Consider the following 24,056-nt stretch of genomic DNA (forward strand, 5'->3'; position numbering starts at 1 on the left):
ATTTTTATTGTATTTTTGTCGGCACTCTCTACTGGAATTGAGGTAGCGAGAAGGAGATCTTTATACTTCAAGATATCGTTTAGTTTAATTACAATTGGAGTTCTAGGAATTTTGTTACCAACAAAGAAATAAAATTCTCTTGTCAATATGTAAATTAGAAGATATTATATAGCTAATTGAATTTGAACGAACCCACGAGAAGCACTCGTTGACGGATTAAGGCCGTTGACGGGTGCTTTTTGTCTTTTTCGTTCAAGTATTATAAAAAAGGAGCAAAAACTATGAAAAAAATACTAGAATTACCTTACCATCTGGAGATCTTAGATCAAAGAATTTCGTTCCCTACTTACCAGGCAGCCACGCAACATTTAGATCTTTTAAAAGGGGACGGCCCATGTGTTTTCCATGCAATCATTCGTAATAAAGGGAATATTGTCCTGGAGAGCATTCCTCTAATAATAGACGGAAAGCCAGTTTTCTAGTATCCAGTGAACACTTTCTTATTTTTATGTTACCAATTAAGCAATAAGGAAAGAACTAACAATTCGTGATAGAATTAAATATACATGCTTTGTTCGGTTGAGGACTAAATGCCTAACTTTTTCCGAACATCTACCTTCTTAAATAAACAGGTGATTAAATATGGTACAGCTGGCAAAACCGCAATTTAGATCCATGAAAAACTTCAATTCAGACATCGAAGTAGACGAGATTCACAAATTAAATCTGAACTTGAAGCGGAAAGTACGGATAATCTCCGGTTATAAAAAAGCTAATGACTCGAAAATGGGATTACTAACTAGGTACCCGTATCTGAAGTTGTACTGGGATTATGAAAAGAACATTGGTTTAAATCCCAAATATATATTTCCTCGCAGTGAAATATATGTGTGGTGGACGTGTCGTCTAAATCATTCAGTTAGAATGAAAGTAAAGAGCCGAGTAAGATTTGTAGATTGTAGGATATGCGAAAAGATGATCACCCCAATAAATGGGTCTCTACTTGAATTATATCCTCACATTGCAAAAGAATGGGATTATGAGAAAAACTATCCCCTTTTACCCACGGCGATTAAACCAAAAAGACGCGAGAACGTCTGGTGGTTATGTTCAGAAAAGCAGCATAGTTACTTCGCTAGTCCTGATAATAGAGTTGGGAAAGGATCCGGATGTAAACGGTGTGCCAGTAGTAGGCCAAGAAAAAGAAGGAGGTAAAAGGAGTTATAATGCTTGCGCGTCTCAGAAAACCAGAAACACTAAAATCACAAATTAATATTTTTGGGAATTACATTAAGCAATTCATCAAGGAAAATAAAGATCGTAAGTGGAAAATAAAGTGTATTAGTGGAAAACAGAGTTCGTTAGTTGGTGTTTACTAATGTAAAAAATTGACACTGGCAGATTAACGTAATCAATGCTTCCAATTCGAATTGGCTAACTTTGAGTTTTTTAATTTTATGGAGTTAGCGTCGAATTCCAATGTTTAAATTATTTTATAAAATGTAGTTGTTATTTAAATAAGGGGCTAAGAGGTGTATTTTATGTCAGTTGGATTCATTGCAAATTTGATAAATGTGAAAAGATTATTGATATCATTTCAAATAATCAACTAATATTGTAATTGAGGCGTTTTTTAATTCAGAGTATATATATTGAGCACCGCATTGGAGGAGGGAAATTATAATGAGATTAACGAAAGATGTCATACAAAAACTCTTAGATATGAATGAAGGATTTGTGAAAACTACTGAATCCGTCGGTAGAAATTTCAGGGAAACGAATTACTATTTAATTAAGGGTGGAAAATTACTCGTACGTTCTGTGGGCAAGACATCATGGGCTGATAGCCGCTTTGATAAAAACACTATTGCGGATATAGACCAAACCAGAAGATTTTTGAAAAAGGTCATTGAGGCACTAAAAACTGATGGAATCAATTAGATGAATTCCAGGTTATCTACTTGATTACAAGTCTTGTCTGAACTACCCGTTAGAGACAGAATCTATTTAGCACCAAAATCATTTATTGCTACATATTGGATTAAACCAGTTTCAGGCGAATCTCATGATTTGATTAGTGGTCTAAGCTGACATTCATTAAGCTAACGGATACGATAGCTTAATAACGGCCCGGCTGCCAGCAGAATTCGGCAACCTTGTTAAGAAAAAACATCAGATGTATTTACAAAAGTAAAAATCACTAACAAACTTTATTTTCCACTTTTAATGAATCAACTCTTGAAGAAGCCATTCAACTAACGAACTTAATTTATTTTTTAATAATCGTGAAAACCGCGTAATTACTGGGACTTCACTAACGATCTTTATTTTCCTGAATCATTTTAAATTGAGTGAGTGATCAAGGAAAATAAAGTTCGTTAGTGGAAAATAAAGTGTGTTAGTGGAAAATAGAGTTCGTTAGTGGTTGTTCACTTTTGTGAACACCATTTTTTTATTATTTGAGGTTCGTTATTAGTTAATGATAAAGGCTGCTGCTGGCGGCGGGTATTAAGCTAACGAGCAGGATTCTTCCAATACATTGATGAATATAAGTAGTTAAAAAATTGTTTTTGGGGTGTCGAATGAGTATCTTTTACAATCTTCAAGTCAATGAGGGGAGACAGTCGAACGAATTATCCTTTATAGGTGGAAAGCCCCACCTCCCATTAAGAGTATACCAATAAGCATGTCTAAAGTTAGTGAACAATTATGACAACAAGAGATGCAGGGTCCATTGGCCGGGAATATCACCAGACGCTTGATTCAGATTGCTGAACAAGAAATTTCAAGTAAATTTATCCGTTAAGGTTTCCGTTCCGAGGTTTGGCAATACCTTAAAAGATTAATACAACTAATTAGTTCTGAGGTCTATTCAAATATGAATGCCAAAAACCACCAACTTGATGGTGTTTTTTGGCGTGATTCGATTTAACACAAGTCGGGCGGGAATAAATCCTTTCAAACTATATATGAAAATTATTGATCAAGTAGTCAATTTGATAGCTTAAACGGTCTCGGAATACCTGTATTTCCGGCAGCAGCCGGCAAAATAAATTGTAATTGGATAAAAACATGTTGGGGGCGTATATATGAAAATACTAAATGCATCATATAATCGAAGAAAATGGGAGAAATTATCACAAAAGAGGTGTTTTTTCCGTCATATTAACCCGATATCGGTAAATTTTAGCCGAAAACAAAGAAAAATAGACCTGTACCAAGTGGTCAGGACGGTGGTAAAATGATATGTGGGAGAGTTTCTCAGGCTCATTTCCCGGTTATGACACAATAGATGAGGATGATGAATTATGATTGTTTTAATTTCATGAGCTTTTTCGATCGGCAAATCGAACAGCTCGTGGCCATTCTGATCAAGTGATATAAAAGTAGAATATAATGTATTAATAATATGTTTCTTAAATATATTTCTATATTATATTCTAGAATCCTCTTTTTTGACAATAATTTTGTCAAAAAGATTATAATAATTGATTTATTAAACTCTTTCCTGACGTAACTCTGTCACATTTTACCCGTAATTGACTCTTATAGAGTGATGGAAAGATGCTGATAACGGGGGGAACTAATTATGATTAATTCCAAAACTAAGTTTACCTAGAAAGTGTACAGGAGAGTGGTTTAAAATATGAGTCAGAACAATAATGACTTTTCCGACATTCAGGAAGACTTTGCAAAGAGTAATAAAGTCGACCAAGATAGCATAGATGAACTTTTTAGATACTTAACGCGGATGACGAAATACTTCCGAAATGATATTTCTTGGGCAGATCTTGATGAAGTTGTGCAAGAGACTTTGATAAAACTTTGGGAAATGTCGGTTAACAATCGGATTCGTACGAACATTGCGACTGTTGCTCCGTACATCATCAGAGGCGTTCTGAGGAGGAAGTCATATCAACCAGAACCAGAGTCGAGAAAATCCGCTCCTTTAGATAAGGTCGCTGAAGGAAAGATTCAAGGAAGCGTCGGAGGAGATCACTTGACTCCAGCGATTCGGAGTAGGAAGGATCAAGAGTTTGCTTTGTTCCATAAAGCAAAGAACGAAGTCCTTAGCGATCAGGAAAGAGAACTAATTTATCGCAGAATTGACTTGGGTGAAGAGATCCAAGAAATTGCGAAGAGTTGGGGTCAATTGCCTAACACTGTAACGGTTAAATACAAGAGGGCAATTGAAAAAACTAAGAAGTATGTCGAGCAGCATTATAGCGAAATCGACGAGTAGCTGAATCGGAACACTTTAAAACTGAATATTTACCATGTCGGGAAGGAGGACCTTTACACACGAGGCTCCCCCGGCAGTGGTACTAAAGGAGTAAGTACTATGTCTAGAAAAATTAATGATGACTATATCGTTGATATTCTGACTCAAGGAAAAGACGAAATTTTTGAGGAAGAACGTAGTCTAAATAATTTCAGAAACCTATTCAATAAATTACAATCCACGGTAAAGGAAGGGAATATAACTCAAGAAGAAATACGGGTTGAGGAAACATCGGACGAATTTCCTTTGGCAGAGTTATTAGCTCGAAAGTTAGATGGTGATCTTAAGATAGAATTTACAGATCTAATCTTAAACAATAAATACATCTGGGATTACAAACCTTCTCGCGTTGCATATCTTTTCAAATCTCTAAACATTAATTTGACTGAAGCAACGAATCGAATAAAAAATCAATTGCTACTTGATTTGCAATTAGGACGTGTCATGGCAAGATCGGATAAGGCATCGAACCAACAATTTAAAAACGCGAATACGGAATTTGCTAAGAAGATAATTGAAAGTAAGAGGGATGCATTTTTAAAAGAACTGGAAATACAATTCAAATAAATTTATACTTCATGAGCTGATTAAAAAGCGCTTGTTTACTTACGTGGAAATGTGCTAGAAGATCTGCAATGTCTTTTGATTTAACTCTCTTCAATTCATGTTGTGGCATGAGTAGTTCTGCAGCAAATTCATCAGCTTCTTTTTCAAATGGTGCCTTACCTTTATCAGAATTCTCATGATCGGTATATCTAACATCTTTATGATTCAAGATTATATGCCCTAATTCATGAGCCAGTGTAAAACGTTGACGGTTAATGTGGTGACCGTTGTTAAGTCCGATATACTTGCTATCTAGGTCAACTAGTGCAGATATCTCTTCATCAATTTCGATATCTAATATTGTGAAACCATAAGTTTCAATTAGAAGTTCTCTTATTGGAACCGGAAATGTTAATTTGAGATCTTTGTGGATCTTCCTTGCAGCATTCCTTGCGACAGCAAGATTAGCCGTTTGTTCTGCTTGACTCTGATTTAAAATTTCCATCTTCAACCATCCTTATATCAAAATAAGAAGAGCACAGCATCTGGTCCATGCTGTGCTCTTTCTTCGTTCCAGAACAGGTAAGCAAACTGTTCCGTTCCTTTAATCATTAGCAGATATTGTAAGGCTATCATAACATAGCGATATTTCTCTGAAAAGTTTTTTTAAAAATCTTGTCACATTGGGCAATGTTACCACTCTTATATAGTGAGGACAGATACCTAGTAACGAGAGTTACAGGGAGAGAAAAAATATATTTTCAGAGTTGTCATATTCTGGCCGTTGACACCTCGAATATTATGGGCGGACAACTACGCCTAGAAGGATGTGAAACCTATGAATCTGGATACATCATAGAAGCAAAGAAAGTGCGGTCATCTGGTCCATGACTGTACGCTAAGAATGATTCCGTTGTTTTAGTCATGAGCAGAGCGAAAAGTTAACGAATTGAATACTATTACATCTTTTATAGGGGGCAACAAAAAATGGAAAGCAATCATAATCTAAGCAAATATCCGATTGAGATCACCATTGGCACTACGGAGTATAAAGTGCCGCTGCAGTCAATGACTGCAAACGAAATTAAGAAGTTGGCAGGTGCAAATGTTGAAGAATACGACCTGTACCTTGAGGTTGACGGACCCGAGGAGACAGAGTTAATTCCAGACGAGCAGAGGGTCATCTTGGTTGATGAGATGCAATTTTTCATCAAGCATCGTGTTAATCCTGATGTCAGCATTACGATCGATACAGTGAATTACACCGCACCGAAGCATGCAATGACTGGAAGAGAATTGAAGCAGCTGGCAAACATTCCTCCAGAATTTGCTCTTTACTTAATACAGAGCGCGCGTAGTGATATTCAAATTCCTGATGATCAGATCGTATACCTGATTACGGACGAGCAATTTATTTCAATGAAAAGCAATATTAACAACGGAAATACACTTGTTGATGCTGCGGCAGTTTTGCCGCAGCGTGAGATTAGTTACCTGAAGGCTAATGGATTTCAGTATGAACTTCGCCGTAACCCAGAAAACCCAAGTGAGTTATTTCTAACGATCGATAACTTCGATATGGGTGAAAATTATTCACCCCGTCATGTTACGATGCTCGTGAAAATTCCAGCAGGCTTCCCTAGTGCTGCAATGGACATGTTTTGGGTGAAGCCTGCTGTTACGAAGTCGGACGGGCATTTGCCTGCAAGTGTCTGTGATGAACAATACATCGGGAGTACTTGGCAAAGGTTCTCACGCCATCGTGACCAGGGTACTTGGAACCCTATAACAGGTGGGCTTCGTGCACATTTTACCTTCGTTTCTGAGGCACTGCGCAAAGGCGAATAATCGGTACAAAGCAACTTAAAGAGGCTCCTTATGGAGCCTCGTCATATTATAAGGAGGGGTCTCATTGAGATATACAATGACATTCACTGAAAAAGACTATACTAAACTGTTCCGTCATCTATTCCATGATGACACGGTAGAGCAGGCAGCCATAGTTTACTGCAATAAATCAAAAACTGATGGTGAGACAAGGCTTTTGGTAAAGGAAATAAGGCCAATTGAGCCTAGTGAAGTTCTAGAACAAACTCGCAGAAACATTCGCGTACCTGCTGACGTGTACGCGAATGGATTTCAGAAAGCAGCCAAGGAAGATTACTGTTTCTTTTGGGTGCATTCACACCCAGGCGGCTGGCTGGAGTACTCCGAAGTCGATGATCGTGAGGAGCCGGAGCTCTTTAGGCCGGCATATGTTCGTGCTCCAGGACAGGTTCACGGTAGTCTGCTAATGAATTCTCCAGATGGCATCACTGGTCGTGTATGGTTGCAGGATGGAGCTGGAGGAGTCTATGCGCAGCCGTTAGATGCAATTCGTGTGATCGGTACCCAATATCGTTTCTTCTTTCCGGTCACTCGTAGTGATCTCGATCTATCGGCATTTGATCGTAATGTTCGGGCGTTCGGTAAGGATATGCAGCTCCTTCTTCAAAATTTGCATGTAGGGGTTGTTGGCGCTAGTGGAACAGGTTCTCCAATGATCGAACAATTGGCACGCCTTGGGGTTGGATCTATTAGCTTATATGATGATGATACGCTATCGGATACGAACTTGACGCGGATTCACGGTTCCGCTAAGAAACAAATTGGTTTGCCGAAAGTTGATATCATGGGGGAAATGATTGAGGAGATCGGATTTGGAACGAAGGTTCATCGTTACGCCAATCGCATTAATCAAGAAGAAATTGCGAAGACACTTCGTGATTGTGATGTAATTTTTGGATGTACCGATGACCAGCTGGGAAGATCCATACTGTCAGACATTGCTTTGAGGTATTATATTCCTCTTTACGATATGGGCACAAAAATAGAGTCCAATAATCAGGTGCTCGATTCCATTATGAGCCGCCTAACTATCGTTCAACCTGGAAGCGCATGCTTATTATGCTTGGGAGTGGTTAATTCTCAGGATATAATGCTCGAATCCAAAACTTTAAAGGAGCGCGAGTCTCTTGCTCGAGAAGGATATGCACCGGAGCTGCCTGAAGCTGATCCTGCAGTTATTGCTTATACCACTTTTATTGCTTCGCTTGCGGCGGCAGAGTTTATTAATAAGTTAACCGGCATGTCGCGCGGACAGGAATTAACCGGTATTCTTTATAATTTCGGCAATCACGCTGTCCGCAGACTATCATCAAGTAAAAATAGGAATTGTAAATGTGGGCAAAGTGATGTGCTGGGTAGCGGGGATACACCAATGTTTCTTGAAATGGTTTGGTAACTTATACCCAGTCGATCATATTGTTCCGTATAAAGAAGTGCGCTCCACAGCCTCCCTGACCATTTACATGTACAGAAGGTTGCAGCGTAATAGTCCCGCTACTTTCATAAATTGACCAGTGTGGGTTGTGGTTAGATTCTAGTGAAATAACCTGTTTCTGACCACACCCACAAGGGCATTGAAAACGAGCCCACTTGTAGAAAGTGCCATCCTTCACGATAAGCAGAGTTCCCATTTTCAACAAGTCATCTGTAGCTTCTCGTGTAGATCTTACTATGACGTCATCAAAGGCTCCCAGGTGCTTTGAGTGCTTGATTTCGGCTTTGAAAAGTCTTCTGTATGTGCTTTGAAGGAAGCTTGCTAAAGCTCTTAGTGGATTCAATGGCATTCATCTCCAAGTTATTTTCTTTATTACCATTATAACTTGAAAGCGAACAGACGGGAATGCTGAGGGAACAAAGGTGTGAGTACTTATAATGAAGAATATATAACTGGCTCAGTACTACCAAACCGCGTATACTTGATCGCGGTTTATTTCTTCTGTTTTCAATCACCTACCTAAGACTTTTTAAATAATTATTGGAGTTGATCAAATGACTGCTACTGACGAAATGGTACAGTATTGGAATGAGTTATATCGTGGCCGCCCGAATGGCGAGAGAATTGTGGAAGAACTATTAGGACCACTCAAAAAGATACAACTACGCCGTGGAGACTTCGATACTGCTTATGATTCTGTTATGAGTGCAATTGGAGACCAGGATATATATTTTCCAGAGGCATATTTCGGGTTTATCAATAGAGACATACGTGCAGATGTCCTTGGGTTGTTTATGAACCCCGGGGCAGTCAAACACGCTACGGAAAGTTGGAACAATGAAATAATTCGTCAATACACAGAATGGGAGCCTGTTAATTATTTTGGGGAATGCGGTGCTCAGACCGAGACTTCGCCGGTTAGTAAGAATAAGAAATGTAGTTGTTACTTAAATACCAGACACAAAAGTGGGTGTCGATGGAGAAGGGATAGGTGAAAATCGGTAGATTGCGCAAGGCGCTGCCAGAGGATGGCGTACATATTACGGATTTCATTCGTTCAGCACCAATTAGTCCAATCGATCTTATTCATACGATAAATCAAGTTTTGGAAAGTATTACGAATCCGACCATCAAGTCGATTGTTTCGTTTTGTGTGAGCAAAGTAGAGGAGAAGTTAAACCATTCCCCAGCCGCCAAGACTCATCATCATGCCTATTTCGGCGGCCTTGCTTATCATATTGTACGGATGCTGGAGATTGGTGAATTTATTTGTAAACAGCGGCCATTTCTCAATCCTGATTTAATTAAAGCGGGCATCATTCTGCATGATATTGCCAAACCCGAAGAGATGATCGCGCAGCTAGGAATCGTTTCGGATTACAGTGTGCAAGGAAAGCTGCTTGGACACATCTCAATGGCATCCAATTGGATTACGGAAGCTGCCTTACATCATGGGATTGATCTCCAATCAGATGTTGTCATTGGTCTGCAGCATATTGTGCTGTCCCACCACAACTTGCCTGAATGGGGGAGTCCGGTACTGCCTCAAATTCCAGAAGCTGTTGCTTTACATTACATAGATTCGATGGATGCGAAGCTCCAAATGGTTGAGGATACTCTGATGACAACGCCGGAAACAGAAGTATGGACGCCGATGATCCGCGGATTAGAAAATAAGGCGATGTATCGTTTGAACTTATAATTAATATCAAAATAACGAAAACTGCGTGAGCACAGATGCTTGCGCAGTTTTTTTTGTCTTTTTTCACAATTCCAATCCAGTCCCTTGTTTAAACCGTTTAATAACGACTTGCGTGTTAACGCGTACGACGCCTTTCAATTTGTAGATATTTTGGTAGAGGAAGTCTTCGAGTGCAGCATCGTCTTTGAGCAAAGCATGCATATGCAGAGAGCTGCTCCCTGTCATTTGATAAATACTGATAACGTTGGAGTCAGCGGAAAGCTGATTGCCTACTTCCTCAGCAAAACGCGGCTCCACTTCGACTTCGAAAAAAGCGCTGACTACTTTTCCTAACTTCGTCGCGTTCAACCGGATCGTAAAGTTTTCGATGACTTCTTTCTCGATGAGGCTTTCGACTCTTTTTTTAATCGCAACACGTGAGAGATTGAGAATTTCACCGATTTTTGCATAGGATATTCGGCCGTTCTCATGTAGTAACTTGATGATTTCTTGATCGACTTGGTCGAGGTGAGGGAGTTCTAACACAGACATGACTCCTTTTTCGTGAAATATATACAGTTGTTAATATTATCACAGTATTCTCATGAAAAGATCAAATTTTATGCGAAAAATCAAACTATGTTAATCGAATTAACTAATATTATGTTAAAAACGAAACTATATACAGTGATTTTATTTACAAATGGAGTTGACGGTAAAAAGGTTCATTCATATAATGATGTTAATTAACATAACACATAAATAAAATAAACAAATTTATGTTAGATTATATAACATTATAGAGGGGTGGTAACATGTCAAATAAGTTAATTTACAACGGTACGGTGTTAACCATGAATGCCACCAATCAGATTTTCAAACCCGGTTATGTGTATATGGAGAATGATGTGATCCGTGAAGTGGGGGAATGGAGATCCGATGGGAGCTTGGACCATTTAATCTCACAATCTTCGTATACGTACAATGCTTCGGGTAAAGTCATCATTCCCGGGATCATTAATGGCCACACACACTTGTTTCAAACGTTCATGAGAGGGGTATCGGATCACTCCCCGCTCGCACAGTGGCTGAAGGAGATTATTTGGCCAATGAGTCTCGCGATGGAACCTGAAGATTTTTATTTGGCTGCTTTAATTGGGTGTATCGAAAATTTGAAATCGGGCGCGACATATATGATGGATCACCATTATATCCACACGTATCCAGAGAATGATGCAAGTGTACTACAAGCGATGGTGGATTCAGGGATTCGCGGACATTTGGCCAGAGGCGGCTCGGATTTGGCTGGTGAAGTCCGCTTGCGGGAGACAGAGGAACAGATCTTCCACTGCACAGATCGTTTGCTCGATGAATGGGATGGGGCTGCGTCCGGCCGGATTCGAATTGCACTAGGGCCGCTTAATTTATATGGATGTTCCCGAGGGTATCTCGAGCGGGCGGCTGTCTTTAGCCGGGATCGAAAGTTGATTTCTCATGTACATGTTGCTGAAACAAGCGAGCAGATCGACACGACGATGGCCCACTATGGCCTCCGCAATTTGGAATTGCTGAATGAAGTTGGACTGCTGGGCGAACAAACTCAGGTTGTTCATGGTGTGTGGCTCGATGATGGAGAATTAGAACTGATTCGTGCAAAGCAAGCTTCCGTCATCCATTGTCCAGTATCCAATATGTATTTGGCTTCTGGTGTTGCCAGAGTACCTGAAATGCTGCGTATGGGCATTAATGTCGCCCTAGGTACGGATGGTCCTGGCAGCAATAATTGCCAAGATAATTTGGAAGTGCTGAAGTTCACGGCATGCTTGCATAAGGTGAATGAGTTGGATGCTACCTTATTGCCGCCGATGGATGTGCTGCGTATGGCTACAGTGAATGGCGCAAAGGCCGTTGGAAGGAGTGCTGATTTGGGCAGTCTCGAGCCAGGCAAGAAGGCAGATCTAGTGACCGTAGATATGCTCAAAGCACACATTAGTCCTGTGCATCGCGCTTCTTCAGCGCTAGTTTATAACGCGAACGGCAATGATGTCGATCTCGTAATTGTTGGCGGTCAAGTTGTTGTAGAGAAGGGCATAAGCACGTGGATCGATGAGCAAGAAATTCTGCAAAGGGCCCAAGCAAGGGTTGATGCTCTACGCAATAAACTGGCTGGGCAATATCCTATTTTTTCAAATATAGAGTAATTCATCTTAAAGCTTGCGCTAAACAAATTTTCAGAAACGATAGGGAGGATGATTTCAATGGCTTTACAACGTCTACATGATCCTGTACTTGAAAATGATTGGCATGCTGTGTACCTCGCGTCTGAGCTGAAAGACCAACCTGTGGGTGTCATCATTTTGGGTGAAAGAGTAGCCATTTACCGCTCTAGCAAAGGGGTTCATGCGATGCAAGATCTATGCGTTCACCGTGGAGCTATGCTTTCCAAAGGGTGGGTACAAGATGATGTCCTTGTCTGTCCATACCATGGCTGGCAGTATGATTCATCTGGGCAATGTGTCTGTATTCCAGCGCAGCCCAAGGGGGAGAAAATTCCTCTCAGAGCTAAAGCGCAAACCTATGCCTGTGAAGAGAAGTATGGCTTCATCTGGGTATGTATAGGTGAACCCGTGGCAGCTTTGCCTCATTTCGAAGAGTTTGCTAATCCGGAGTTTCATCCATTACCATGCGGCCCCTACAAAGTTGAGGCAGCTGGGACAAGGGTTATTGAGAATTTCACAGACTTTGCACATTTGATGTTCGTCCATCAGAATCTGCTCGGACACCCCGACTATGCGGAGCTGCCCGACTTTCAGGTTATCAAAGAGAAGGAACGCATTTATATCGAAAATATTCCGATCTTTCAACCGGTTGCCCATTCTGGTTCGGATAAGAGTGAAGGGACGACTTACGTCTATATGAAAGAAGTTTATCGGCCTTTATCGGCTCGATTGTCCAAAGCAGATCCGAGCAATGGCCAAACCTTGTGGATTATGTTGACGGTATTGCCTGTAGCCGCAGAAGAATGTGTCGTGTTCATGATGGTTTCGCGGAATTATGCCTATGACGTAGATGATGCGAATTTTATTCGCTTCCAGGATATCGTGTTTGAACAAGATGCGAGGGTTATCGAGACTCAGAAGCCGGAGCTGCTTCCGCTGGACCTGCAGGTCGAACTCAACCATAAGGTAGATCGTTTCTCCATTGCTTATCGTCGTTGGTTGAAAGAATTAGGCGTGGTGGTTGGTACAATTTGAGCGAACGTTCGTGTTTTATGGGATATTTGTGCATTTATTAAAAATAACTCTTGGAAAAGTAATAAAAAGACGTACTTTTATTGTGTGAAAATACAAAACGTTAGTCTATTCGTTGACTTGAACAGGCCATCAACCCTATATTTGACTAAAGATTGATAAGTTCTTTTGTAGAGAAAACCAAATATGGAGGGGAAGTTTAATATGAAACCATTTAATCTTACTAATCCGCTTGCTGCGAAACGCCCAGTTGTTTTGTTCATTAGCTTAGTTATGATCTCAAGTATGCTCGCCGCATGCGGTAACGCGGGCTCCTCGGTTTCAACGTCAGCGCCATCTACAGCACCATCGGCAGCAACGACGGCTTCCACTGCTCCAGCAGCATCACCGGCTTCTACTACTGCTACCAAAGCAGTCGTACCTGCAACTGTTGTTTTAAACTGGTTCGCCGAACCAGAACATGGCGGGAACTTTGCGGCCTTAGCCAAAGGATTCTACAAAGACGCAGGATTTGATATGACGCTCATGCCGGGTGGTCCGCAGGTATCTTCTACACAAATCGTCGCTTCAGGCAAAGCGCAATTCGGTATGGCGAATGGTGATGATATCCTAGTAGCCAGACAAGAGGGTATTCCGATTGTAGCTATCGCAACCTCCATGCAAAAGAGTCCGCAAGCTGTGTTTTATCATAAAGAAGATACTGCGATTAAAGATTTTGGTGATTTAAACGGACATAAGGTATATGTAGCTTCAACGGCCAGCTTCTGGCAGTTTATTAAGAAGAAATACAAATTAGACAGTGCCCAAGAAATGAAATATACAGGTCAATTAGTTAACTTTGTCAGCGATCCAAAAGCTCTTACACAAGGATATGTAACTTCTGAACCATTCACTCTTTCTCAGCAAAAGGTAGAGCACGGTACGCTCATGGTTGCCGATTCCGGTTACAACATTTACGCTGGTGTATACTTCACGACGGAGAAAATGATTGCTGAACATCCTGACCAAGTGAAAGCTTTCGTCGAAGCTACGGTTAAAGGGTGGGATTATTACAAGGATCATTCCGAGGAGATTAATCCTTCCATTCAAGTGAAGAACCCAGATATGGGCTTAGATATGATGAAATTTAGCGCTGCTAAAGAGATGGACTTCGTATTCGGCGGAGATGCAGCGTCCAAGGGAACAGGAGTCATGACCAAAGAACGCTGGACAGAAGTTCAGAAGCAGCTTGTTGATGTAGGTGTTCTGAAAACAGCAGAGAACATCGACAAAGTGTTCACAACGCAATTTTTACCTAAGAAGTAAGAAATGAAGTTGAAGACATAATCAGGAGGTGGCGGCATTGGCTTCTAATATGAATATGGATTTAGTGAACGTTCGATTGCCAATGGAGGATGAGGGGCATTTGTTTCGTCTCTCGATTCGTGAAGGCATTTGGACTCAGATTCAGAGGCAAGAAGCTAATGCTGCCCATTCTGATGCAGTGTCATTGGAACAATGGAACCCGCATCTGGGTAAAGGCGAATCGAACGTCTCGTTCATTGATCTTGAGGGAAAAATAATACTGCCTGGCTTCGTAGATGCTCATATGCATTTAGACAAATCTTTCTCGCTAACCTCGGTTGAGAACCGGAGCGGGACATTAGAAGAGGCTGTACGCAATTACTCAAGTGCATCACCGTCTTTTACCAAAAATGAGATTAAATCAAGAATCATGCGTTCGGCTTTGCAAGCTTTGTCTTTTGGTACAACGCACATTCGCACACATCTTGATTTTAATTTGAGAGCCTCTCGTGAAGTAGCAATACGCACAATTGAGGCTGCTTTGGAAGCCAAAGAAGCCTTAGCACCGTATATCAGCTTGCAGCTGTTTCCGATGTGTCCCTACAATTTTATGTCACTCGATGTTGATGCCGTGGAGGAAGCACTAAGGATGGGTGTCGATGGGATTGGTGGAGCACCGCATTTGTCATTAACCCCTAAGGAAGATATCGATTATATTTTCAAATTAGCAGAGAAATATGATGTGCCAATTGATTTGCATTGTGATGAAACAGACAATCCAGCCATGCGCACCATTGATCATATTGCTTTGCGAACGAAATCAGAGGGGTATTCAGGAAGAGTTACTGTCGATCATTTATGTGCGTTAGCTTCGATGACGGATCAGGATGCTCACGGCATTATTGAGCGTATGGCTGACGCGAGGCTCAAAGCAGTCTCTTTACCTGCAGTCAATTTGTATTTACAAGGAAGGCATGACAGTTTCCCCGTTAGACGTGGCGTAACTCGTTTGAAGGAGATTTGGGAAGCAGGTATTCCTATTGCTGTCGCTTCTGATAATATTCACGATCCTTTTCACCCTTTTGGCAGAGGCGATTTATTGCAAATTGCTCTTATTGGCTCCTATGCCGCTCATATGGGGCGACCGGATGATCTTCGCACACTGCTGCGCATGATCACAGATGTGCCCGCTAAGGTGCTGGGTTTAACATCCTATGAGGTAAAGGCTGGTAATCATGCGAATTTTATTATCATTGACGGGAGTACGCCGGAAGAGCTCTTTACCATGCTGCCTGAACGCCGATGGGTATATAGTCAAGGAAGCTTTGTGCGGATGGCTGCAAAAAAAACGGAGTGGCAGGATATGACCTTAGCTCATTTTTGGCAAGAAGCAAGTGAGAGTGTATCCTTCCATAAACATGAATTCGCGAAAGGGTGAGCAGCTTAATGGCTAACCTGTTAGTCTCTCCTTAATTTCGAACGATGCTAATTTGAAAGCTTAAGATCCGCTCTTCACTCTGAGTCTGGGTCTTTTTTCATAAGAGCTTATGCGTACAATAATGTCCACTCATTTGGAGGTGCTCAGCTTGTCATTCAATCGCTATCAAGGTAAGGCGTGGGATCGCTGCTTTTTTCCCCGCTTAAGTAAGCTCGAGGTTACTCGGGTTCCCAAAGATGATGCGCTCATCGTTCTGCCAGTTGGCGCGATAGAGCAGCATGGTCCGCATATGCCGGTGTTTACCGATACGTTAATTTCCGAAGTGCTCTTGACCGAGGCTTTCGAACAGCTTCCCGATGATGCGAATATATGGCTGCTTCCAGCCATTCCGTATGGCAAAAGTACGGAGCACCTAGGCCATCCAGGAACCATAACGTTATCAGCAACTACTTTAATGGCTGTCGTGATGGATATAGCGAAAAGTCTGAGTAAAAGCGGATTTCAGAAATTGGTGTTGGTGAACACGCACGGGGGCAACACGGATTTATTAAATATGATGGGCCGGGAAATCCGCATTGAAACGGGGCTGGCTGTATTTCGATTAGATCCTGGCGGACTTGGTGCCGCTGATGAGTGGATAACGCCGCTGGAGAAGCAGGCTGGTATTCATGCGGGTGACATGGAAACTTCTTTAGTGATGTCTGCTAAGCCAGATTGGGTCCATATGGAGCTTGCTCCTATGGAATATCCGAATTATCCGGATTCGCGTTATTTGAGCTTTCGCAACCGTGCTTTTGCTTGGGTCATGGATGATTTATCTCATTCGGGCATTTCTGGTGATGCCACGCAAGCAACGATAACGAAAGGCCATGCGATGGCTGAAAAGTATGGTGCACATATTGCCGAGGCGCTGCTCACCTTTCAAGCTTTTGAGATGAAGTCATTGAAAAAGGAACAATAACGGAGGAAAGTTCCAAAAAATCACATACAGGAGATGAAGTAAATGGCTATGAATTCTTCTCTGATCCATACATCCAATTCACAAGTATCAAGCCCTAATTTCGTAAGCATGGAGAATCTCTCTAAGACTTACCCAAACGGTACTATTGCCTTGCAAGATGTGAATCTAACGATACAAGAAGGAGAATTCCTTTGTTTTGTAGGTCCGTCTGGATGTGGGAAATCAACGATTTTCAAAATGATCACAGGTCTTGCCAAACCGAGTAAAGGGACATTAGACGTATTCGGAACGACGCCGAAAGAAGCGCGCAAACAAAGTGATATCGCTTTTGTTTTCCAAGATCATACGCTGCTGCCTTGGTCCACGGTAGAAGCTAACGTAAGATTGCCGCTTGAATTGCGCGGAGTAGATAAGAAGACACAGAAAGAAGAGGCACAGCGCGTATTGGAGCTGGTTGGCTTGAAGGACTATATGAAGGTGCTGCCTAGACAGCTCTCCGGGGGGATGAAGATGCGTGTCTCCATCGCGCGTGCCCTCATTTCGAGACCTAAGCTGCTTCTGATGGATGAGCCCTTCGGCGCCTTAGACGAAATTACGCGTCAAACTTTGCAAATGGAGCTGCTCAATATTTGGCAGCAGGATACATCTATGACTGTGCTGTTCGTCACTCATAATGTATTCGAATCGGTGTTCTTATCCACAAGTGTTGTTGTCATGACACCGCGTCCAGGTAAAATATCGGCGAGGATTGATATTCCCGTCCCTTTTCCTCGAGATGAAAGCTTTCGTACAACGACACAGTTCAGTGATTTAGTTCGTGAAGTATCTGCCGCTTTGGATCATTGATATGAAAGGGTGAATAAGTTCATGGCCATGAATATTAGCTGGGAGAAAGTGATACAGGAGCAGCTTGCGAAAGATATCCTGTTTGTTGATGGCGAAACGAGAGAAAAGCTCTCTAAAGATTATTACTGGTACTCCCCTGTACTTAATCGTCAATTGCAGCATATGAAAGCGGCCGATGTCGTTGCCATACCGCGTAACGAAACTGAGGTGGCAGAAGTATTAGCCTTTGGTTACCGCCACAATATTCCTGTTACGGTTCGAGGAGCCGGTACAGGCAACTATGGTCAGGCGGTTCCCCTGCAAGGCGGTATTGTCCTAGATTTAAGCCGAATGGATGAAATTCTTGAAATCGGACCTGGGTTTGCTCGTTTACAATGTGGAGTTCGTCTGGGTGTCATTGATAAAAAGGCTCGCGAAGTCGGACAAGAAATTCGCATTTACCCCAGCACCTATGTGAAAGCGACGGTGGGCGGCTTTGTGAGTGGGGGTTCCGGCGGAATCGGCTCGATTACCCATGGAAACCTATGGGATGGCAATGTGCTGGAAGCTGTCATCTACACCATGGAAGAATCGCCGCAGCGCTTAGTTATCCAAGGCCGTGATTTATTTGATTATATTCATAATTATGGGACGACAGGCATTTTGACCGAGGTAACCATCCCGCTTTCTCCTCGCACAGAATGGGCTCAGGCTATTGCTAATTTCGATACCTTCGAGCAGTCGATGCAATTCGGTGAGGCTCTTGCCAGAGAGGAAGCTATTCTGAAACGATTGATTGCTCCCATGGAGTGGCCGATTCCCTCGTATTTCGTTCCGTTTGCCAAAGTGATTAAGCCAGGCATGGCCGCTGTTATGCTTGAATTTGCTGAGGATACGCTGCCGTTAGTCGAAGCTCTTGCCCAAAGCTATGGCGGGCACATCGGCCATCTGATTGAGGCTAAGAATTACCGGAAAACGATCGGCGTATCGGATTTTACTTGGAATCATACGACGTTATGGGCAATGAAAACGGACCCTTCGATGACGTATCTGCAAGCTGGCTTTAAGCTGGATTCCTATATGGAACAAATTCGGAAGATTAAAGACCAATATGGGGAAGAAGTGTACTTGCATTTTGAATGGGTACGCAGCGGTGGGGAAATCTCGCCTAATTCGCTTCCTATTGTTCGCTTTGAAAGCGAAGAACGCTTATACGAGATTATTCAATTTTGTGAATCCATCGGCGTGAAAATATTTGATCCTCATACCTGGGTGCTGGATCATGGCGGACGCGGTGAAGTTGGCAGCATGGAGCGCAAGAAACGTGAGAATGACCCGCGTGGGCTGCTGAATCCAGGGAAAATCATTTATGAGATGTAAATGAAGGGGGACGTACAATGGCTGTAGATTCTAAATACTTGCAAATACTACCGGATGAAATATTCCCTGCCCGAGAACGGGCGGCGTGGGCTAATCGATCGGAAGATGGTGCTTCGCCAGGGCGTAGGCTTCTGATGCTGCTTAAACATCTTTTACCGCCGTTGGTTGCTTTTGTTGTTTTCATTGGAGGATGGGAACTCATCGCTTATTTAGTGAAAGCACCTGTTTATCTCGTGCCTAAGCCTTCCGATATCGTCGCAGCAGCCGTAGAAAACAGACATGGACTATGGGTATCTGTAAGGACAACGACGCTGGAAGCTGTGCTTGGATTTTTCCTCAGTATTATATTAGGCGTCACAGGCGCCATTCTATTGGCAAGCTCCAAATGGATCGAGAAGAGCGTGTATCCATATGCGATTATTTTACAAACGATTCCAATTGTCGCCATTGCCCCTCTCATTGTGATATGGTTCGATGCGGGTGTGAATGCGATTGTCATTATTACATTCTTAATCGGATTTTTCCCCATGCTTTCGAATACGTTAATCGGTCTAAATTCCACGGATCAAAATATGAGCAACCTGTTTTATTTATACAATGCGAGTCCGATTCAAACGATGTGGAGGCTGCGCATACCAGCTGCCCTGCCTTATATCGTAGCCGGTCTGAAAATCTCTTGTACTTTATCCGTAGTCGGGGCTATTGTCGGTGAATACATTGCCGGTATCGGCGGAGGCCAAGGCGGGCTTGGTTATGCAATAACATATGCCGCTGCTCGCTTAAAAACACCTTACTTATTCGCTTGTGGACTTTCAGCATCAGCGCTAGGCATTATTTTCTTCCTCTTAGTCAACGCTTTTGCCAAATGGTTGCTTAGTTCGTGGCATGAATCAGAGATGAAAAAGGATAACTAAAAGGCACCAAGGTAAAGAGGGTGAGTGAGCTGCTGGATATTGTATTTCGTAATGTGCGTATGCTTGAACATTCGGAGAGCCGAGGTCTTATAGATATTGGTGTGAAAAACGGCAAAATCGCCATGCTTGGAAGTATTGACGAGCAGGGTGAGCGCGAAATTGATGGCGTTGGTCACATGCTGCTCCCTCCATTTGTGGAGTCCCATATTCATTTGGACACCGTCCTAACGGCAGGGGAGCCCGCATTGAATGAGAGCGGGACCCTATTCGAAGGCATCGGATTATGGCAAAAGCGGAAACAAGCGCTCACCTACGAAGACGTCACGGAACGAGCAGAGAAGGTGCTTCGGATGCAGATGGCTGCCGGTATCCTGCATGTGCGTACACAAGCAGATATCTCCGACCCGAAACTGACTGCTCTACGTGCACTTATTGCCTTGCGCGAGCGCGTTAAACCATATATGAACCTGCAAGTTATCGCGTTTCCTCAAGATGGCATTCGCGCGTGTCCCGATAATGAGCGCCGGCTGGAGCAAGCGCTTGAGCTTGGCGCTGATGGCATAGGAGCGATTCCGCATCTTGAGCCTACGCGTGAGGAAGGTCTGGCCTCGCTGGAGATTTGCTTCAGCTTAGCAGAGAAGTATGGCTGCTTCGTCCATGTTTTTTGCGATGAGATGGACGATGCTCACTCCACGTTTTTAGAAAACGTGGCCTATCTCGCGATTCGTTCTGGTTTGCGCGAGCGAGTAACAGCTGCGCATGCGAACGCAGCAGCCTATTATAGTGAAGCTTATTTCCAGAAGGTGCAGGGACTGCTGGCGCGTTCGGGTGTGAATGTTGTTTGTTGTCCGCTTATCAATAGTGCCATGCAGGGCAGATACGACGGCTATCCCAAAGGTAGAGGCATTACCCGGATAAAGGAATTATGGTCGGCAGGTGTGAATGTAAGCATTGCGCATGATGATATTCAGACGCCTTTCTATCCGCTGGGTACAGGGAATATGCTGCAAGCAGCTCATATTGCTGCCCATTTAGCACATATGACGGGGAGCAAGGAAGTGGCTGAGCTTGTGCGTATGATCACGACACGCGCAGCGAACACCCTGCAGCTCAAGGAATACGGGCTCGAGATTGGCCATTCAGCAAGCTTCATTATTCTGCCTGGAGATGATGCTATGGATCTTGTTCGCGAGCAGCCTAGTTGTCGGTACGTTGTGAGCCGAGGCCGCATTGTTGCTGAAACTGTGCCTGCATGGAGTCAATTGTTCACCACATTATAAATGTAAAAATTTATAAAATTAGCAGCACCCCCTGATATTTGCAGGGGGTTGTTTATGTTTTGTTTTTCAAATGTTTACCATGAAATAAAAAGGGAATGAAAAGAAACCTGTCGAATTTATTATATTGTTAATTACTTACAGTTTTCTTCGGGGGAGGAAAATGAATGAAACGGATATCTCGAGTATTGTGGAAAACGATGTTGGTTATGATTATTTGTTGTGGCTTCATGTCTTCCCATACTTATGCCGATGAGCAAGCAGATTTGAAACCGATTCCGATTCCAGTGTGGAGTATATTGTGGAGTGATTCAGCTGAAGGAATTGATAATGTTGTGATTCCCTCACCTACAAATAAATGGATAACAATCAGGAATGGCGACATGCCTCCCGAGAAACCGAAAGATATTTCTTCGGCATGGGTTCGATTTCAGCTTCCGACTCATGTACCCAAAGACTATGGCATTTTTATTGAACAAATATATGCCCAGCAACTCAGGGTATATATTGGTGATCGATTAGTTCGAGAAATAAACTTTGATTTTCCAACTGATGAACAGAGAAGCTTATTTCCTGTAGGTAGTGAAGATGGGGGGGAGTTCGTATATTTAAAGCTGGGGACATCGATGGATCGTTTGGGTTTACATTCAGAAATTAAACTGGATCATTACTCAGCTTTGACTCGATCATTTATATTTCGAGATTTGCAGAACATCATTCTAGGCTGTGCATTTCTTTTTATTGCGGCGATTATGCTGATATGTTCTTTCTTTTTGAAGCAAATTCAACTTGCAAGCTGGATTTCACTTAGTTTACTTATTTTAGCGCTAGGAACTATTTTTATTACATATTCACCTTTCATGTACGCAAATTTCACGAAGTATGGCGACCTATTTCTTGATTTATTTGATATTTCACTTGCTGTTTTTTTACCAACACTCACCTATTTCTTTGAAAAAATATTTGATAACGGGAATTTTAAGTGGATCAGGGCATTTAGGAAATTCCAGATTATCTATTCCGCTATTTCAATTGCCTTATGAAGAACTGAGAAGTAACTTTGGACTTAACGACTTTAGATTCCTTCATAGTATCGAGTTGTTTCCTTTTCACTCCCAAAAATTCGATGAGAAGATAAAGGATCATCTTCCTATGATTTTTAATCTTCCATTCATGCAGCTGACTCTCCAAGCGGTTCGCGAAATATCTGAGCAAAAACGAGTTCGTGCAATATTAGGAATTGGCAAGGCCTGGGAAGATGCTCTTGATACGATGAGTTGGTACTCCAAAACAACGGAGAAATTTGAGGGAAGTGTACCTACTCGTGTCATTCACTATCAGTCAATAGAGGACGGAACTCCTATTGTTATTCTCAGTAGGCAGACCCCAAATGGTGTGAAATACGTTATCCCGCCAGCCGCTACGAATTATGTATGCTCAATTATTGGTACGCTGCCACAACCGGCTGTAATAAATACACGAGGTCATGAAAATGACAATGGGAGCAAAGCTGCGCGGGGGAGCTCAAAAGAGGTAGAGGTTAGTGATTCACGGCAAAAACCTATCTTGGATAGCAGCCGACCAATCTCATTAATCGATGAGGTGTCTAGCCTTGCTATTCACTTGTCAGGCGATGTAGACCTTTACGTAGGGAGGACTGCCGCTCCGGAGAAAGCGAGATTCGTATATAAACATTTATGGTATCCAAATCAGAAATACTGGAATAATGATAGCTGTTCATTTCATATTCATGTCTTTCGTCAAACTGAACCGAAAATTATCATTCGTTTTGGTTTTAACGTAAATAAAATAGAGTGGTCTGAAGAGAAGATTTTATCAATGAAAAGGAAGATGTCGGAGATCGCAAGTTTGCTTGGAATGGAAGCAAAAATGAATAGAGCCGTCTTTGCTATAGAACGTGAATTCGACCATGTGGAGAAATCAGCTGAATGTTTAACCGCGTTAATCCCTAAAGTAAAAATGGCAATTGGATGCCCTTAAAAGGCCGAACGAAAAGGATACCGGTGGCATAACGAAGAACGTTAGCTCAAAAATACCTGGCGCGGCTGCCATTTCAATTCGGCAGCCGCGTTACATTTTATGAAGAAAAATCATTGAATTAATTTACAAAAGTAAATATTACTAACGAACTTTATTTTCCACTTTTACTGAACAATTCTTGAAAAAATCATTTAACTAACGAACTTAATTAAATTTCTTACCATTGAGAGAACCACGTGATTACTGGACTTTCACTAACGAATTCTATTTTCCTGCATCAGTGAGTGGTGAAGGAAAATAAAGTTTGTTAGTGGAAAATAAAGTCTGTTAGTGAACTTTGCAAAAGTTAAACATATCCTTACAAAGCCTTGATTTTACTGAGGTTTTCGGATAGCCATGTACGCGAGAAGGCTGGAGATGGTTCGGGTATGTACATAACGGGAAAGAACCATTGTGGAAAAACGGTGGGAATTGGTCTAATAAATATTACTGCCAACGCGGAGAACCGCAAGTAACGGCAAGTTTTGGCGGGAGAAGCCCGCTGAAATTTTGGGAGGAATGGGACTTTGAAGCTACATTACGATACTCCGATGCGTTTCGGTATGATACTACAAACCGTTAAAACAACTCTCGCGGCAGCCATGTCTTGGGAAGTGGCAACTCAGTTTACGTCTAATAATTACCCATACTTTGCGCCATTAGCCGCTGTTTTAACGGTACAGATTACGGTTGCTGATTCTCTTGAAAAAGCTATGCAACGAACAGTAGGGATCATTCTCGGAGTCGCCGTCAGTTTACTTATCGGGCATTGGTTCGGTATAGAGACATTATCTATTTTTCTTGTGATTTTGCTCGGAATGATGATATCTAATGCCTTGCGTTTAAGTAACCAAA

22 protein-coding genes and 1 pseudogene are annotated in these 24,056 nt (G+C 42.2%); 20 read left to right on the top strand and 3 right to left on the bottom strand.

Annotated features, from left to right (window positions below; genetic code table 11):
* Positions 1-281 precede the first annotated feature (281 nt).
* The 5 genes from BLT91_RS27020 (at position 282) to BLT91_RS27040 (ending at position 4,849) form a co-directional block, all read left to right on the top strand.
* Positions 282-482, top strand: a complete 201-nt coding sequence (locus BLT91_RS27020; protein WP_090826949.1) for a hypothetical protein — start codon at positions 282-284, stop codon at positions 480-482.
* Positions 483-786: 304 nt separating this feature from the next.
* Positions 787-1,215, top strand: a complete 429-nt coding sequence (locus BLT91_RS34045) for a zinc-ribbon domain-containing protein (RefSeq protein WP_368086863.1) — start codon at positions 787-789, stop codon at positions 1,213-1,215.
* 468 nt (positions 1,216-1,683) lie between these two features.
* The gene (locus tag BLT91_RS27030; protein WP_090826953.1) at positions 1,684-1,941 is read left to right on the top strand and encodes a hypothetical protein; all 258 of its coding nucleotides are present in this window, start codon (positions 1,684-1,686) and stop codon (positions 1,939-1,941) included.
* Positions 1,942-3,646: 1,705 nt separating this feature from the next.
* The gene (locus BLT91_RS27035) at positions 3,647-4,243 is read left to right on the top strand and encodes an RNA polymerase sigma factor (RefSeq protein WP_090826955.1); all 597 of its coding nucleotides are present in this window, start codon (positions 3,647-3,649) and stop codon (positions 4,241-4,243) included.
* A 99-nt stretch (positions 4,244-4,342) separates the two neighbouring features.
* Entirely contained in the window at positions 4,343-4,849 is a 507-nt protein-coding gene (locus tag BLT91_RS27040) for a hypothetical protein (RefSeq protein ID WP_090826957.1), read from the top strand.
* Here the strand turns inward: BLT91_RS27040 and BLT91_RS27045 are convergent.
* Complete coding sequence (locus tag BLT91_RS27045; RefSeq protein WP_090826959.1) at positions 4,842-5,333, bottom strand: ImmA/IrrE family metallo-endopeptidase; 492 nt, start codon at positions 5,331-5,333, stop codon at positions 4,842-4,844. The two genes, BLT91_RS27040 and BLT91_RS27045, sit on opposite strands and share 8 nt — an antisense overlap.
* Before the next feature lie 482 nt (positions 5,334-5,815).
* On the opposite strand from BLT91_RS27045, the gene BLT91_RS27050 reads away from it, so the two are divergent.
* Both BLT91_RS27050 and BLT91_RS27055 read left to right on the top strand, forming a co-directional pair.
* Positions 5,816-6,676, top strand: a complete 861-nt coding sequence (locus BLT91_RS27050; RefSeq protein WP_090826961.1) for an E2/UBC family protein — start codon at positions 5,816-5,818, stop codon at positions 6,674-6,676.
* Positions 6,677-6,740: 64 nt separating this feature from the next.
* Positions 6,741-8,111, top strand: a complete 1,371-nt coding sequence (locus tag BLT91_RS27055) for a HesA/MoeB/ThiF family protein (protein WP_090826963.1) — start codon at positions 6,741-6,743, stop codon at positions 8,109-8,111.
* A gap of 1 nt (position 8,112) precedes the next feature.
* Here BLT91_RS27055 and BLT91_RS34050 read toward each other — a convergent pair whose 3' ends face one another.
* Complete coding sequence (locus BLT91_RS34050) at positions 8,113-8,499, bottom strand: ubiquitination-like system serine protease family protein (RefSeq protein ID WP_368086862.1); 387 nt, start codon at positions 8,497-8,499, stop codon at positions 8,113-8,115.
* 630 nt (positions 8,500-9,129) lie between these two features.
* On the opposite strand from BLT91_RS34050, the pseudogene BLT91_RS27070 reads away from it, so the two are divergent.
* Positions 9,130-9,852, top strand: a pseudogene (locus BLT91_RS27070) (HD domain-containing protein); the annotation flags it as partial.
* A gap of 63 nt (positions 9,853-9,915) precedes the next feature.
* Here the strand turns inward: BLT91_RS27070 and BLT91_RS27075 are convergent.
* A complete protein-coding gene (locus tag BLT91_RS27075) occupies positions 9,916-10,377 on the bottom strand; it encodes an Lrp/AsnC family transcriptional regulator (protein WP_254777152.1) in 462 nt (153 codons plus the stop codon).
* Positions 10,378-10,646: 269 nt separating this feature from the next.
* Between BLT91_RS27075 and BLT91_RS27080 the strand changes: the two genes are divergently transcribed.
* The 12 genes from BLT91_RS27080 to BLT91_RS27135 form a co-directional block, all read left to right on the top strand.
* Positions 10,647-12,032, top strand: a complete 1,386-nt coding sequence (locus BLT91_RS27080; RefSeq protein WP_090826973.1) for an amidohydrolase family protein — start codon at positions 10,647-10,649, stop codon at positions 12,030-12,032.
* Positions 12,033-12,089: 57 nt separating this feature from the next.
* Positions 12,090-13,085, top strand: a complete 996-nt coding sequence (locus tag BLT91_RS27085) for an aromatic ring-hydroxylating dioxygenase subunit alpha (RefSeq protein ID WP_090826975.1) — start codon at positions 12,090-12,092, stop codon at positions 13,083-13,085.
* Positions 13,086-13,286: 201 nt separating this feature from the next.
* Positions 13,287-14,387, top strand: coding sequence for an ABC transporter substrate-binding protein (locus BLT91_RS27090; RefSeq protein WP_090826977.1), 1,101 nt, complete (start codon positions 13,287-13,289; stop codon positions 14,385-14,387).
* A 49-nt stretch (positions 14,388-14,436) separates the two neighbouring features.
* Entirely contained in the window at positions 14,437-15,804 is a 1,368-nt protein-coding gene (locus BLT91_RS27095; RefSeq protein ID WP_090826989.1) for an amidohydrolase family protein, read from the top strand.
* 139 nt (positions 15,805-15,943) lie between these two features.
* Positions 15,944-16,765, top strand: coding sequence for a creatininase family protein (locus tag BLT91_RS27100; RefSeq protein WP_254777155.1), 822 nt, complete (start codon positions 15,944-15,946; stop codon positions 16,763-16,765).
* Positions 16,766-16,813: 48 nt separating this feature from the next.
* On the top strand, positions 16,814-17,611 hold the full coding sequence (locus tag BLT91_RS27105; protein WP_175532545.1) for an ABC transporter ATP-binding protein: 798 nt from the start codon (positions 16,814-16,816) through the stop codon (positions 17,609-17,611).
* A gap of 21 nt (positions 17,612-17,632) precedes the next feature.
* Positions 17,633-18,970 carry an FAD-binding oxidoreductase gene (locus BLT91_RS27110; RefSeq protein ID WP_254777153.1) on the top strand — a complete coding sequence of 446 codons (1,338 nt, stop codon included), beginning with the start codon at positions 17,633-17,635 and terminating at the stop codon, positions 18,968-18,970.
* Between the two features lie 134 nt (positions 18,971-19,104).
* Positions 19,105-19,884: an ABC transporter permease gene (locus tag BLT91_RS27115; RefSeq protein ID WP_254777156.1), complete on the top strand. Its 780-nt coding sequence runs from the start codon at positions 19,105-19,107 to the stop codon at positions 19,882-19,884.
* 20 nt (positions 19,885-19,904) lie between these two features.
* The gene (locus BLT91_RS27120; protein WP_254777154.1) at positions 19,905-21,164 is read left to right on the top strand and encodes an amidohydrolase family protein; all 1,260 of its coding nucleotides are present in this window, start codon (positions 19,905-19,907) and stop codon (positions 21,162-21,164) included.
* A gap of 185 nt (positions 21,165-21,349) precedes the next feature.
* On the top strand, positions 21,350-22,204 hold the full coding sequence (locus tag BLT91_RS27125) for a hypothetical protein (protein WP_141225092.1): 855 nt from the start codon (positions 21,350-21,352) through the stop codon (positions 22,202-22,204).
* On the top strand, positions 22,113-23,162 hold the full coding sequence (locus tag BLT91_RS27130; protein WP_175532543.1) for a hypothetical protein: 1,050 nt from the start codon (positions 22,113-22,115) through the stop codon (positions 23,160-23,162). The genes BLT91_RS27125 and BLT91_RS27130 overlap by 92 nt, the downstream gene beginning before the upstream one ends.
* Before the next feature lie 566 nt (positions 23,163-23,728).
* The coding region (locus BLT91_RS27135) for an FUSC family protein (RefSeq protein ID WP_175532544.1) at positions 23,729-24,056 on the top strand (328 nt) is incomplete at its 3' end.

Origin of the sequence: Paenibacillus sp. yr247 (genome assembly GCF_900103825.1) — a bacterium.
Taxonomy (GTDB): Bacteria; Bacillota; Bacilli; order Paenibacillales; family NBRC-103111; genus Paenibacillus_E.

Coding starts and splice junctions, on each gene's coding strand:
- BLT91_RS27020 (WP_090826949.1), top strand. CDS start 282: ATGAAAAAAATACTAGAATTACCTTACCATCTGGAGATCTTAGATCAA.
- BLT91_RS34045 (WP_368086863.1), top strand. CDS start 787: ATGGGATTACTAACTAGGTACCCGTATCTGAAGTTGTACTGGGATTAT.
- BLT91_RS27030 (WP_090826953.1), top strand. CDS start 1,684: ATGAGATTAACGAAAGATGTCATACAAAAACTCTTAGATATGAATGAA.
- BLT91_RS27035 (WP_090826955.1), top strand. CDS start 3,647: ATGAGTCAGAACAATAATGACTTTTCCGACATTCAGGAAGACTTTGCA.
- BLT91_RS27040 (WP_090826957.1), top strand. CDS start 4,343: ATGTCTAGAAAAATTAATGATGACTATATCGTTGATATTCTGACTCAA.
- BLT91_RS27045 (WP_090826959.1), bottom strand. CDS start 5,333: ATGGAAATTTTAAATCAGAGTCAAGCAGAACAAACGGCTAATCTTGCT.
- BLT91_RS27050 (WP_090826961.1), top strand. CDS start 5,816: ATGGAAAGCAATCATAATCTAAGCAAATATCCGATTGAGATCACCATT.
- BLT91_RS34050 (WP_368086862.1), bottom strand. CDS start 8,499: ATGCCATTGAATCCACTAAGAGCTTTAGCAAGCTTCCTTCAAAGCACA.
- BLT91_RS27080 (WP_090826973.1), top strand. CDS start 10,647: ATGTCAAATAAGTTAATTTACAACGGTACGGTGTTAACCATGAATGCC.
- BLT91_RS27085 (WP_090826975.1), top strand. CDS start 12,090: ATGGCTTTACAACGTCTACATGATCCTGTACTTGAAAATGATTGGCAT.
- BLT91_RS27090 (WP_090826977.1), top strand. CDS start 13,287: ATGAAACCATTTAATCTTACTAATCCGCTTGCTGCGAAACGCCCAGTT.
- BLT91_RS27095 (WP_090826989.1), top strand. CDS start 14,437: ATGAATATGGATTTAGTGAACGTTCGATTGCCAATGGAGGATGAGGGG.
- BLT91_RS27105 (WP_175532545.1), top strand. CDS start 16,814: ATGAATTCTTCTCTGATCCATACATCCAATTCACAAGTATCAAGCCCT.
- BLT91_RS27110 (WP_254777153.1), top strand. CDS start 17,633: ATGGCCATGAATATTAGCTGGGAGAAAGTGATACAGGAGCAGCTTGCG.
- BLT91_RS27115 (WP_254777156.1), top strand. CDS start 19,105: ATGCTGCTTAAACATCTTTTACCGCCGTTGGTTGCTTTTGTTGTTTTC.